The 12,890-nt window shown below is 55.1% G+C and carries 16 protein-coding genes; 12 read left to right on the top strand and 4 right to left on the bottom strand.

Features of this window, described 5'->3' with window-relative positions; genetic code table 11:
- Nucleotides 1-249, top strand: a 249-nt coding sequence (locus RUA4292_RS24855) for a hypothetical protein (RefSeq protein WP_058278223.1), incomplete at its 5' end; no start/stop codon positions are given.
- Between the two features lie 95 nt (nt 250-344).
- On the opposite strand, the gene RUA4292_RS24850 is transcribed toward RUA4292_RS24855, so the two are convergent.
- Complete coding sequence (locus tag RUA4292_RS24850; protein ID WP_158507070.1) at nt 345-497, bottom strand: hypothetical protein; 153 nt, start codon at nt 495-497, stop codon at nt 345-347.
- Between the two features lie 218 nt (nt 498-715).
- Between RUA4292_RS24850 and RUA4292_RS19140 the strand changes: the two genes are divergently transcribed.
- On the top strand, nt 716-2,359 hold the full coding sequence (locus RUA4292_RS19140; RefSeq protein WP_058279040.1) for a sulfatase-like hydrolase/transferase: 1,644 nt from the start codon (nt 716-718) through the stop codon (nt 2,357-2,359).
- A 357-nt stretch (nt 2,360-2,716) separates the two neighbouring features.
- Here RUA4292_RS19140 and RUA4292_RS19135 read toward each other — a convergent pair whose 3' ends face one another.
- The 3 genes from RUA4292_RS19135 to RUA4292_RS19125 form a co-directional block, all read right to left on the bottom strand.
- The gene (locus RUA4292_RS19135) at nt 2,717-3,229 is read right to left on the bottom strand and encodes a hypothetical protein (protein WP_058279039.1); all 513 of its coding nucleotides are present in this window, start codon (nt 3,227-3,229) and stop codon (nt 2,717-2,719) included.
- A gap of 457 nt (nt 3,230-3,686) precedes the next feature.
- The gene (locus RUA4292_RS19130; RefSeq protein WP_233493501.1) at nt 3,687-4,271 is read right to left on the bottom strand and encodes a thermonuclease family protein; all 585 of its coding nucleotides are present in this window, start codon (nt 4,269-4,271) and stop codon (nt 3,687-3,689) included.
- Nucleotides 4,272-4,372: 101 nt separating this feature from the next.
- Nucleotides 4,373-4,585: a hypothetical protein gene (locus RUA4292_RS19125; RefSeq protein ID WP_058279038.1), complete on the bottom strand. Its 213-nt coding sequence runs from the start codon at nt 4,583-4,585 to the stop codon at nt 4,373-4,375.
- A gap of 122 nt (nt 4,586-4,707) precedes the next feature.
- On the opposite strand from RUA4292_RS19125, the gene RUA4292_RS19120 reads away from it, so the two are divergent.
- From RUA4292_RS19120 to RUA4292_RS19080, 10 genes are all read left to right on the top strand, one after another.
- Nucleotides 4,708-4,905, top strand: a complete 198-nt coding sequence (locus RUA4292_RS19120) for a hypothetical protein (RefSeq protein WP_058279037.1) — start codon at nt 4,708-4,710, stop codon at nt 4,903-4,905.
- A 281-nt stretch (nt 4,906-5,186) separates the two neighbouring features.
- On the top strand, nt 5,187-5,408 hold the full coding sequence (locus RUA4292_RS19115; protein WP_058279036.1) for a hypothetical protein: 222 nt from the start codon (nt 5,187-5,189) through the stop codon (nt 5,406-5,408).
- Between the two features lie 14 nt (nt 5,409-5,422).
- A complete protein-coding gene (locus tag RUA4292_RS19110) occupies nt 5,423-5,653 on the top strand; it encodes a hypothetical protein (RefSeq protein ID WP_058279035.1) in 231 nt (76 codons plus the stop codon).
- 6 nt (nt 5,654-5,659) lie between these two features.
- Complete coding sequence (locus RUA4292_RS19105) at nt 5,660-6,025, top strand: hypothetical protein (RefSeq protein ID WP_058279034.1); 366 nt, start codon at nt 5,660-5,662, stop codon at nt 6,023-6,025.
- A gap of 23 nt (nt 6,026-6,048) precedes the next feature.
- A complete protein-coding gene (locus RUA4292_RS19100) occupies nt 6,049-6,252 on the top strand; it encodes a hypothetical protein (protein ID WP_058279033.1) in 204 nt (67 codons plus the stop codon).
- A 453-nt stretch (nt 6,253-6,705) separates the two neighbouring features.
- Entirely contained in the window at nt 6,706-7,233 is a 528-nt protein-coding gene (locus RUA4292_RS19095) for a hypothetical protein (RefSeq protein WP_058279032.1), read from the top strand.
- 720 nt (nt 7,234-7,953) lie between these two features.
- On the top strand, nt 7,954-8,214 hold the full coding sequence (locus RUA4292_RS19090) for a hypothetical protein (protein WP_058279031.1): 261 nt from the start codon (nt 7,954-7,956) through the stop codon (nt 8,212-8,214).
- A gap of 12 nt (nt 8,215-8,226) precedes the next feature.
- On the top strand, nt 8,227-9,543 hold the full coding sequence (locus RUA4292_RS19085) for a tyrosine-type recombinase/integrase (RefSeq protein ID WP_058279030.1): 1,317 nt from the start codon (nt 8,227-8,229) through the stop codon (nt 9,541-9,543).
- 237 nt (nt 9,544-9,780) lie between these two features.
- Nucleotides 9,781-9,984 (top strand): helix-turn-helix transcriptional regulator, encoded by a 204-nt coding sequence (locus RUA4292_RS24245; protein WP_233493500.1) that lies wholly within the window; start codon nt 9,781-9,783, stop codon nt 9,982-9,984.
- Between the two features lie 65 nt (nt 9,985-10,049).
- A complete protein-coding gene (locus RUA4292_RS19080) occupies nt 10,050-12,716 on the top strand; it encodes an AICE element replication initiation protein (protein ID WP_058279029.1) in 2,667 nt (888 codons plus the stop codon).
- Nucleotides 12,717-12,890: the final 174 nt, after the last annotated feature.

Raw genomic sequence — 12,890 nt, 5'->3', positions numbered from 1 at the left:
GATACCGACATCAGCCAGACGGCGCTCAGGTTAATCGCGCTACAACCCTTCGCAACCGACTACTGGGCCAAGTTGGATTTGAAAGTCCCATATGATTGGGAAGAAGATGCATGGTCTGGCTCTGCAGAAGTCCAGATCGGATACAACATCAACGAAGGCATCGCAGTCTACGGCGAAGCGCTTCTGGGAATTGGTGGCAACCGATCTTTTGACGAAGGATTTGGTGTAGGCCTTCGCTTCCGATACTGAACCTTTATCCTTTTCCGACTTGGTCTCAGTAAACGTTGTTTGTTTATGACCGCTCAGGGCTCAGGGCTCAGGGCTCAGGGCTCAGGGCTCAGGGCTCAGGGCTCAGTTCGGACGTTCGCCCGAATGTCGCGTGCGACCGCAATGCGGACAAACCCGCCGGTCGCGAGGTTCAGCCAGTCGACCGCTTCCTGCGTATTGCCGCCGTTGGATCGCCTGAGTGATTTCGCCGGTGCAGCCTTGGCAATCAAACGCGTCCGACCGAATACCGGACATTGAGGCAAGTCGATTGGAAAGGCAGTTAGGCGTCCGGATCGCTGACGTAGCGAACGCGTAGTTGTCCAAGATCGCACATTGTAGAAGTCTTAGTAAGCCCGTGTCGTGACCGTTGCCGACGCCTGAAGTTGAAACTTGATCCTCCCGAATAATGACCTAGGCTTCCCTGGTTAGTTTAGCGAAGGAGAAGCCAATGCGAGTCACCATAGGCGTGTTTGGCGCACTGATCGCCGCGTCGGCGGTCACGGCACAGGATAGTCCAATCATTCACGATGGAGAGTTCAACTTCCTGAGTGCCCAGTTTGGCGAGGAATGGGCCGCACAGGACGTTCGGATCGATTCACGTCTGACAGAGCTTCGCGACGCCAATAACGGGAAACCTCCGAATATCCTCTATGTACTGATCGATGACGTCAGCTTCGGTTTGATGGGCAACCGGGCGATGAACTATGTCGCCGGTTTCGACACCCCGAACATCAATGATTTCGCGTCCGAAGGCCTTGCCTTGATGCGCATGTATACGGAACCCTCGTGCACACCGACGCGCACCGCGTTCCTAACAGGAAGCCACCCGGTCCGGGCTGGACAGGAAGAAGTAAAGGTCGCCTTGGTGGGCGAGGGCCTGGCCGGTGAAGCCGTCACAATTGCCGAAGTGCTCAAGCAATCAGGTTACAACACGGCTCACGTCGGCAAGTGGCACCAGGGGGATATCGAGGAGTCCTTTCCCCACAATCAAGGCTTCGATGTCGCGTTTTTTCCTGTGCACCAGCAGGTTCAATTGAGCCTGATGACACCGGAGGCCGCGGCCGCAGGCAATCTGAACGGCTGGCATCCATCGACCCAGTCGAGTGAGTTTGCAATCGACCAGCGGTTCAAACCCTATGGCTTGGTTACCGGGCTCGAAGCAAAGGCGGGAGAGCAAGCCCGCGAGGTGGGCCTCGAGGCCGGCGAGGAATGGACGCAAGAGCATTACGAGCGCATGAACGCGACATACCAGAGGCAGGTGCTGGAACAATTGGAACGCCTCGCAGGCGAAGAGGAGCCGTTCTTCCTTCAGTACTGGCCGCTCTATCCACTCAATTTCACCTCTAGCGATCAACAAAGGTCCCGCAATGGCGGCTTTATGGCCGACAAGATGGAGCAGTTGGATGATTGGTTCGGCGATCTCATGGCCAAGGTCGACGAGCTTGGCGTGGCCGAGAACACGCTTGTGGTGTTCATGGCCGACAACGGCATCTTCAAGCAGTACTCACCAAATTCCGGTATGATCGAGTTGATCTATCGGGGTGGCAAGGCAGAGCATCTCGAAGGCGGGGTACGCGTGGACGCGTTCGTGCGATGGCCGCAAGCAATCGAAGGTGGAAGCTACGCGGGAGACATTATCCACGTCTCCGACCTCTACACCACGTTGGCCCGCGTCGCTGGTGGTATGGAGTTCATTCCACGTGACCGGGTGATCGATGGTGTGGACCAAACCGCATTGTTGCTGGAAGGCGAAGGGAACTCGCGCCGGGACTATGTTTATATCTACGAAGGCCCGGTCTTGCGCTCGATCGTAAAGCAGGAGTTCAAGATGCACATGCCCGCACCGGGTGTGCCGGGGGCTGCAGCGCCGGTCTTTAACATCCTGCGCGATCCTCGAGAGACAACCCCCGACATCGGTGGATCGCTCTGGTCCGGGGCGTCATTTCAGGACATGGCAAAGCGCCATGCCAAGATGATAGCGAAGTACCCGCACCGCCCGATTGGCAAGGATGAACCCTACGGCGGCATCGAAAACCTCCGCCCTGAGAGCGAGCTAGCCCGTAAGACGTTTGCGAGTTGGCAGGACGAGTAACCACGGCCAACGGCGGGTGAGCACTATTCGGCTAGTACGTTAACACCCTGTGTTTCAGCCGAGGTTTGCCAACGTGGTGAACCTCGGCTCAGAGCACGAAAGGACCTGTCGGGGTAACTAGGGTGAACGACAGGGCAACCTGCTTGGGTGACCTTTTAGTGGTCACTACAATTGTCGGGTTTGCGTCAATTCCGTCGGTTGCTGGGAGCGGAGGCGGCAATTCATTACCTGGCAGCAGCCCGACGCTTGGACCAGCGAAGGGCCATCATGAAACGCTGGGAATGCCTGCTATTTGGAGAGTAAATCCGGCGTCCTTGATATATCAAGAACGCCACTTTTCGCTCCCGGTTTCCAGTGTTAGTTCCGACCGGATTCCAAATATTCGTCTACCGTTTCGGCTTGCCACCATGGGCTTGCCGTACTGTAGGCTTCATGGGTTCCAGCAAGGTTGGGATTGTTTCGAACCTTTACGAGATAGTCTTCATAGTTGTTTGGGACGGCCCAATGAGACGCATAAAACACCATCTCAAGATATTCGTAGGCACTCGGGTCGCCTTCCCGTCCGAATTCGTCTTGAAACCAATCAAGTACGTCTGCGCAAAAAATGATTTGGTTTGCCCTGACTTGAACTGGGATTGGCGCAAGTTCCTCGTCGCGTTCAATCGTGTCTTTCAATTCGATTGCCATGCCTTCAATGACTTCATCCTGCATCCAGTTGCTGCAGGTATCTCCGAGTTCAATAAAACTCGCCATTCGTTCAAAGTTTCTTGCCTCGCTTTCCCTTGTCCATTGCGCAAGGGGGATTAGCGCTGCAATCGTTGCGCCGAAAACAAATGTTTTCTCAACGGCCTTAAAAGTAACAAGTAGCATTTCTCTGCCCCAAACGGCTGTTCAAATCCAGAGAAGGATTGCACACCGTGTCTGCCGCACCAATGACGTTGACACCCATCAGAACAAAATTAGACTATAGGCCATTCGCAAATGGCCTAGCACGATCCCATATGACTAGCACGATCCCATATGACCTGCGTTGCAAGCTGGAAGGGCTGCGCGAGTACCGCAGCGACCAGACGGTGGCGGATGAATGGGGGGTAATGGGATGCTATCCAAACACCTGATGGAGCGGGGCGGACATATCTGCATTCATGCGTCTGATATTGAGCCGCAACGGGCAAACGCACCCAACGGCTTGGTAACTCAAAAGTTCCTGATGCTTGTGACGACTGTGGTGTCGATTGGATCACAGATTTCCAGCTTTATTCAGAATTGGACTTCAACCTTTCTGCAAGCAGATTTCACCGCACAGGAAGCGGTCCCTGATACCAACCTAGCAATACCCAGACCGTACTGTTCTCGCCCTAGCTGCCGGCGTTTCCAAGCGGCGGTACCGGCCTCCTGAATACCGGCGGCAGTTAAGCGCATGTCCGGCAGCGATAGAGGCCGCGCCTATGTCTTCGCCATTCACATAGCAAACGCCCTCCCAACGATCATACGTACGCTCTCCACTCAGCCTACAAGTGACGGTCTTGCCGCGCAGGTGACCTGTCATCCATTGCTTCGCAGCCATTCCAGCATTTGTACTTAGTTCCGGCCCATCGATGCCGTTCAGCCTGACCGGAACGCCCTGAACGACTAAGGTGTCTACGTCTCGGACATTGGCGATACCTTCCAATGTGCGCCGGTCGGTTTGGTCCGGACCAAAGCTAGTCAGAAAGACCGCGAAACCGATTAGAGCGGCCATCCAGATTACAACCGACCGTCCCAGTGTCAGTGAACGCGGCAACGTAAGGCGCGATCTGCGACGAAGTGGAACGACGTTGCCATTGTAACGGTGGCCAGAAAAGTAATCTCGCGCGGAGCCAACCAGCGAAAAAGCCAGGATGATTCCGATGACCGCTGCAAGAATAAGCACTGGGTTCTCATAGTATGACAAAAAGCAGTTTTCAGCTGTCTTGGTTGACTACTAAAAGACATTACCGGGTAGATGTCATGGTTGTACTAAGTTCATTGGCGTCATTTACCTTCAAGAGCGGACAAACGGTTAGCTATTTCCGCCAAACGGCGTTCAACCTCGTCCGCCCGCATGTAGGCTGTCGCATTCTTATCTGCCAGAAGCGCCTCTAAAGCCTCAGAAAACATCGGATCGTCATGCAGCCGAACATTCACGCGCCGCATTAAATCGCGGTTTTCCTCATCTATGCGCAGGGAAACCGTTGGTCTGGGCATTTTACCTCATTCAATTTTTGTGCCGTTACGTAACACATAATGTGTTTCGTTGAGTGTTGCAATCCGTATTGCGGGCTATATGTGAGCATCGCAATACGAAAAGTAACACGAAGGGTAGGACAGTGAAGCGCATTGTTTCAGTCATCACCCTTATCGCCGTGAGTGCCTGCACGGATTTGACGCCAAAGGAAGAGGCCGTGCTGGGAGCGGTCGCAGAGGGTTTGGAAGGATTTGCCGAGGGTTACAACTCCGCCAAATCCCGCACCATGTACTGCAACACCTATCACTACGGCTACACCAGCCGCACGACCTGCTACTGACCATCAACGACGCACAGTACACAACCGCAAACGCAGTCGCAAAAAAATTTGGTGCAGTCAACACGCCGACCGATGACGGAGACATCGAACGCCTTATGACAATCGCGACCCGCCTCAAAGCAAAGGGTGAACGCACCGGCCCGTTATCGACATTGTGGGCCGCTCGCTCGGACCCGTCGCGAACGCGGCCACGGCGACCATCACTTATGAACCCGGCAGCGGCGTGCTGACCGTAGCGAAAGGATAAGACTATAACCCGCATTGTAACAGCCGCAGCGTTGGTGCTTGTGGCCGGATACGCCATCTCGGTCCGGTCCGCAGACCTATCCTGCGTCGCTGAAATCATCCCGCAAGAGAGTGTCACAGACACAACCAACAAACTTGAGATTGCCCGCTTTAAATACGCATCGCCTAAACACGCCATGTTGGAACAGGCGCGCAATGCCGAGCACATAGGTGAATTGGATATGCTTGCGCATGTCGCATTCAAATACTGCTGGTGAGAAAGGACAAGACTATGATTTTTACCCCTATTGCAAACGTTCTCGCCGGTATTGGTGTCGTTTTTGGCGGCATCGCGTTCGGCATTGCCATTTGGCTCACCTTTTGGGGCATCGATGAGGAATCGCGTATTATCGGCATCCAACTGCTAGCCCCTATGGGTACGGTCTTTGGTGTGTCGCTGGTGGTCGGTGTTCTGGTAGGCATTGCCAAGGGTGTGCATCGCTCTCCGCGCAGCGGGGAGTAACAAACCATGCCCAAAGTTATCAATCACGACATGCAAACCGGCTATGACGTCCGGTTCATTTGGCGGTTTGAAGTGCCATTGGTTCAGCAAACGTTGGGTCAGGGAAATGTCATGCGCGAGCACAAAGTTGACGAGGTTACCAAGCTGCCCGAGTCTGGCACGACACGGTCTGTCGGCACTGCTGCCGGGTGGGGAACAGCAGGCGCAGTGATGGCCGGTCCGCTTGGCGCTCTGGTCGGCGCGGCTTATGGTGCGCGATCGCGCGGAACGACGCTCTATGCGATCGAGACCAAAGACGGACACAATGTTATCGTTGAAACGGCTAAGTCAAAAGAGATTGCCAAGCTGGATGGTCTGGCGTGTCATACGTGACAGAAACGAAAGGTAACTAAGCCATGGACGCACCTATCATCCAACTTGTCTTTATGTTCGTCTTGCTGATTGTCGTGATCTGGCTCTACATCCTGCCGATCACGATGGCGGGACGCCGCAACCGATCCGGCCTAATCTGGTTTCTGATCGGTCTTGTTGGATCACCCTTATTGGCAATTCTGTTGTTGCTTGCATTGGGTGACGCGCCAGAGCAACCGGCGGCCTAACTCACACCGCTGAGCGAGTGTTTGATCCACCTGGCTAACCCCCCCCCGTATCCTTGTTACCAACCCAGTCCGGGCAGTCCCATGACCAGACTAAACCCCGCGTTGCTCGTCATCCCAGAATAGGGCGACGCGGGGAACTTTGATCCAAACAGCGACCCCTGCCGTAACACCAATACCCCAAACTGCTACCCGCGTTGTTCGAAGGGTCCCCCCCGTTCAGCGCGGGTTTTTTGGGGGATGAGGGGTAATGAGTTTTCCGTCAAGAGTGGCCCACCGGACCGCGTAGTTCGGGTTCGGTGGGCAACGGGTGTTCAGGTGGCTCGACGTTGTGCTTATTGAATCAAATGAAGAGCCGCGGCACAATTATTTAGGGCTGAAGGGTTGCTTGCGAAACTCGCGTTCAGCGCCTATCGTCATATTCCTATTCTGCAATAATATTATGGGAAAGATTCTATGAAATCGCTGACCAAGACTTATATTGTGGCTGCTGTTCTTGCATGCGGAGCAACAACCGGACATGCCAAAGACAAGAACATTCTGCCGAAAGACAATGCGGAATTCGTAAACTATGGCGAGGAATCTGGCTGGAACATTTTTGTGGACAAGAGCCAAAATACTTGCCTGATTGAAAGGGTGGATGAGAATACCAACGTTGTGCAAATGGGTCTGACGCCAGACAAGGATTTCGGCTACATGGGTGTTTTCACCAAGGCGGACATCGAGTTTAAGGATGACAAGGTAGAGCTGCTCATGGACAACAAATTGTACTATGGCGATACAACAGCAGCGCCGCCCAATTTGGCAGACGGGTACAAAGGCGGTTATCTCCTTGCTAACAATCCTGACTTCGTCACAGACGTGATGGAACGCGAAACGATGATTGTGATGCCGGAGTCCAACTTTGCCTTCGAAATTAGTCTTGCTGGCACAAAAAAGGCGATAGAAGCGGCGCGTGCATGCAACGCTTCTCTGACAAACTGATTATTTGAATTTTCTAGAGGCTGCTCAAGTTTTGGGTGGCCTTTTTTATTGTCCGCTAGTGATGACAAATAATTTGCGTCCCGACCTGCAGTATTTCAGACTGCCTCACCACTATCCTCGTCAGCAGCCTAACTGTGACCGACCGGTCCTTTTAATTCTGGTTCGGTGGGCAATGCATGATCTGGTGGTTCTACCCCATGCTTTTCCAGCCATTCCAGCACTTCACCCCATTGGGTTTGGATGCTTGGTGCGCCGCGATACTCACGTAACTGTTCTAGCCGACATTTCAGATCATACGGAATCGTTCGGGGCCATTTGCGCATGAATTTGTTCTACTATTGTTCTCATCCCTGTCAACGGAAGTTTGACAGTGGGTGGGTGAGTCGTCGGTCAAACTAGCCCATATTGCCCATATTGCGGACGATACCGCACCCCGAACGCACCCCCGAGGGGCGCACCCCGCACAGGGCAAGTCGAGACGGCTCGTAACCAAATGATTTGTATTGGGATTTGGTGGATCCTAGGGCCACCTAACTAGTGTCTCCACTCGTCTACTGACGTCCATTTTATACTATAAAATAAAGGTAATGGCCCATTGTGCGGTGAGGTTTGTCTATACTTGTCTACTCAAGTCTATTGACTGCCCCCGATTTTCGGGGGCAAAACGGGGGCGCGAATAGGGGCCGCACCCAATGCCCCGGATTAGTAGAAAGAAAAGAAATGCAAACTATCGAACACGCTGGCAATTCCGCTCACACAAACGAAACCAATGTCGGGGAACCGCTGTTGGCGCAGGCAATGGCCCTTCTGCCGACGCTGCCCGACACAAGCTATTTTGGCATGCCAGAAAGCTGGCGTGACCTTGCGGACTTGCTCTGCACGCTGGTCAACGATCTTGGTTTTGACAACGAAAAAGCGGCGGCGGCAGCGGGCGTATCAACAGGCGTTGTTGCAAGTTGCCGCTCGGCAATTTCAAGCTAAAGGAGAAACCACATGGCGCGGGGGATGCACCGTCTATTAGCGAAGCAAGTTGAAAACGCCGCGCCCGGCACCGCCCTAAATGATGGGGGCGGTTTGTCTTTGCGCTGCACAGCCAGCGGGACAAAACGTTGGGTGTTTCGGTTCAGTTCAAAAGTTCCGCTTGTTGATGTGAAGGGTACAAAGAAAACGGACAATCGGTATGAAATGGGTCTTGGTTCATACCCCGGAACGACGTTGGCGCAGGCTCGAAAGAAAGCAACAGACGCACGAGAACTTGTCGCGCAAGGTTTGAACCCTATCAAAGAGGCACGCACTGCGTTAGCCGTAGCGCGCGCAGAAGCGGATGCCGCTGCCAACGCTACTACGTTCGGCAAATACGCCGACATGTTTGTTGAATGGAAAATCAAGGCGGATCGGTTCACCAATCCCAAGCACATTTATCAATGGCGTCATACATTCGACCACTATGCCGCCGAACTTCGAAAGATGCAGTTGGAGGATGTAACTCGGGAGGATGTACTGGCCGTCCTTCGCCCGATTTGGGACGAAAAGCACGTGACCGCCGCGCGCGTCCGCGCCCGTTTGGAAAACATGTTTGACCACGCGATACAAAATAACGCGTACCGCCGCGACAATCCGGCTCGATGGGAGTTGTTCAACGCCACGCTTTCAAAGCCAAGAAAACTCACAAACGGCCATCGACCGGCAATGCCTCGGGCCGAAGTTCCAGCATTCGTTGCCGCGCTCAAAGAGCGTGAGGGGGCAGGCGCTTTAGCGCTGGAATTTCTTATTCTCACGGCGACGCGATCCAGTGAAACACGCGAGGCGCGGTGGCAAGAATTCGATTTCGTTAAGAAGCTATGGACTATACCCGCTTCACGCATGAAAACCCGGCAGGACAAAGCGCGGCGTGACCATTTGGTTCCGTTGACCGAACGAATGCTGGCTGTCCTCGAAGCAGCGCGCGCTCTGCATATCGAAAGCATCGAAAGCGATGGGTTTGTTTTTCTCGGCGCTAAGAAAGGATTGCCTTTGAGCGACATGACCCTTCGCGCAGTCATGCGCCGTATGGGTGTGGACCAGTACGTTCCGCACGGGTTTCGGAGTGCGTTCAGAGATTGGGCAGAAAACGACACAGAATTCCCTCGGGAACTCGCCGAAGAAGCGCTTGCGCACCAGTTGGGCGAAGTAGAGCGGGCGTACCGTCGCGAACAAGCGGTGGAGCGCCGCCGCGTACTCATGAATGTTTGGTGTGGCTTTCTCGACGGAATTCCAGCGGGTGGCGTAGACGACAAGGTGGTTAGATTACGCGAAACATCGAACGGATAAATCTACTTTGCGACGAATAAAGCGCCCCTTCTGACACGCCCGTCAGAAGGGGCTTTTTTGACTAAGTGTGAGTCAATTTTTCTTACTTGCGTAAACTCTTGCTTTTAGAAGAAAACTCAAATCGTTCTGACGAATTAGTCAAATGGAACAGTGTGTTAGGTCAATAATTCCATTGACCGCGACTGACGGCGATTGAATGCTATGCTCACGAAAACAAGATTTTTTCGGAGGCTAACCTTGAATAATCTCGCAGAGACTGACCGTTTTTTGACCTGCACATCCGTATCGGAAATTACCGGCTTTGGCCGGGCGGCTATCTACAAGAAAGTTGCGAGTGGTGACTTTCCTCGACCGATCAAAATTGGGCGCGCATCACGTTGGAGCCAACGTGAAGTGGGGCAGTGGGTAGAAGATCGAAAAGCTGTTCGTAAAGCAGCTTAAGCAACTCAAAAAAGAAAAACCCCGACCGCGACGGCACGCAGAACGGGGCAAAAGGCAAACTATCTATGAGCACAGAACCTACCAAACCTGCCAGTGGCGGGCAACATAACCTTGCAGCCCAACGACAAACAGCCAACGGCTGGCAGGTTATCACCGATTTTCTTACCTCGATCTATGGCCCCGACAAAGAGAACCAAGTTTGGTTGGCGGGCTTCCCTGACATTGAAACGCGCGCCAGTTGGTTCGGTATGCAAGGCGTTGACGCACTACAACGCCGCTTGCCTGACGTGGACAACGCCGACCTGTATTTCTGTACGGGTCTGCTGCGCGAGGGGGCGAACAACCGGACCCTGGGCGAAGTCGTTTCGCAACCCCTGCTTTACGCGGACGACATCGGAACGAAAGTGGACCCGGCTATGTGGGACGCCATGTTTGCGATGGGCTTCCCCGAGCCGACGTTCCGCATTGAAACATCCCCAAATAACGAGACGTGGGGCTGGGTGTTGACAGGGGACGCAGCGTCGCCCGAACGCTGGCAAGAACTGGCTCTGGTCCGCGCCTACATGATCGAACGCGGACTGACCGACGCCCTGCACGACGCCACGCGCTACCTGCGTCTGCCGTGGGGGCACAACTCAAAGCCCAAATACAAGGGCAGCAAGAACCGGGCACCCGCCGTCGGCTATACCGAGTGGCACCCCGAGAGGTCGGCCAGCATTGACCAGATCGGTCGCGTGTTGATCGGCGGCGAAAACTGGCGCGACGCTGCCGTGCCTTTGTCGGCGCAGACCTCGAAAGACTTGGCAGCAACCGGCGCAGGTGCGCGACCGCGCACCGCGTCTATGGACGATGCGATTGTGCGGATGGCTGAGATTGTCGACCTCGAACCCCGCTCACGGACAGAGGGCGTTGTTGACGCCATGTGTCCGAACTGGCAGGCGCACGGCGACCGGGCCGAGACGGGGTTCTCGTTCATCGGATCTGATGGGGCCTGTTTTTGCAACCACGCGTCTTGCGACAACATGCGGACCCCGGATTTTCTGGCGATGATCCGCACACAGTACGAGAACCATGTGTCGGCGCTGAACGCGTCGGGCAAGAACACCGAAAGCCTTCCGCCTTCCGCGTCCGCATTCTTGGCCGGGATCGCATTCGAGTCTGCGCAGCCTTATCCTGCGGACGTGGACGCAATGGCAGCCAAGCGGCAAGAAACAAACGGTGCCGCTCACGAACGCGCAGCAGCGTCCGTTCTAGCCGACGGGGCTTATCTGTTTCAGGACCGCAAAGGTACTGTCTGGTTGTCCGGCAATGGCAACCTGTATGACGTCTCGGGCAAGGATCGCGGTATTCTGCGGTTGGCAGCCAAGAAAGGGCATAACCTGACGGGGACGGCTGCCGGGAACCTCTTTGAACATCTGCTGAACCGTGTGGACGTAGACGCGCCGCGAGAGGACGTTTTCTTTCGTCAGGCTCAAACATCCGACGGTGCGGGCAATGCCGTCTTGTATGTGAACTGTATGGAAGCTGGGCGCGCGGTTAAGATTGACGCATCTGGTTGGAAGCTGGTGCCGCTGTCTGCCGTGCCGCTGCACATGACAACTCGCAAAGGTGCATTGCCGCTGCCCGAACCTGAAACCGGCGTACCCTCAGCACAACTCTTTCCCTTGTTGGCGCGGCACTTGCCGCTGGCCTCTTTCAACGCGGGTGCAGGCGCGAGTGACCCCGGCGTGCAGCAACGGTCCGTGCTTCTTTGCATCCTTGCGTCTGCCCTCTATCGACCTGGAACCGTTCCGCATTTGATGATCGCCGGGCAGCAAGGCTCAGGCAAAACAACGATGGCACGGCGTCTGACGGACCTCACGGACCCGGATGCGGCGGCTGTGACGTCCACGCTGCCTCGTGAGCCGGAGAAAATGTTCCCAATCGTGGCTAGCCGTTTGAACATGGTCGTAGACAACGCCAGCGGCATCACCAAGGCCACATCCGACGTCCTGTGTGCAATCGCATCTGGCACGGCCCATGCCGCGCGCAAGCTGTACAGCGATGGCGACCGTTCAATTCTGCAAGCGCACGCGTCGGTGACGTTTACGAGCGTTCTCTCCGACATCGTGCGTCTGCCGGACCTTGGGCAGCGGACGTTGCGCATCGAACCGCCAAGCATCAGCCGAGCCAATCGCCGGAGCGAAAGCGCGCTGGGCACGGCTTGGGTGGCTGACTACCCTAAAATTCTTGGCGCACTGTACGCCGCGATGGCCGGGGGATTGAAGCAATGGGCTGCTGTCCAAACGGATTGTGACCAAGGGCGTTTGGAACCGCCGCGCTTGTCGGATGCTGCAATCACCGCAGAAGCCATTGGGCGCGGCCTAGGTTGGCCGTTGGGCCTGTGTATGGCGGCGCTGTGTGAAGGTGAACAGAGCGAGGCTGGACGCATCCTTGAGGGCAACCCCGTCGCTTGGCGCATTCGCGCGCTGTTGCAATCGTCGCCGGGCGGTGTGTGGCAGGGCACATACTCTGAGTTGGAAACCGCCATTGCGAACGTGCCGGCATTCGGTGCGCCGCAGTGGGATGTGAATCGTATGCCGTTCAAAGGGCAGTACGATCGTTTGTGGCCCGGACTTGCCGACGCTTGGGGTATTGACCGGGAATTGGCCCGGACAAAGAACAACCGCCAAATCCGCCTGATAATGAAAACAAGCACCACCCACGGCATGACAACTGCCTTGGCCGCGTGACGGCAGGGTGACGGCAACCGCGCAAGCCTGCTGTCACCCATAACTAATTGTTTAAGAATGACAAAATGAAATGGTGACAGCGGTGACAGCCAAATGCACGAAACTTCTACAATAATAGCCCTCTCTTTGTCTGGCCGTGGCGCATTGCGCTTTCCTCCCCCTTTTTCTTTTTAT

This window comes from Ruegeria atlantica, assembly GCF_001458195.1.
Lineage (GTDB): Bacteria > Pseudomonadota > Alphaproteobacteria > Rhodobacterales > Rhodobacteraceae > Ruegeria > Ruegeria atlantica.
Note: the sequence above shows the minus strand (reverse complement) of the source record. Positions and strands in the feature narration are given on the sequence as shown.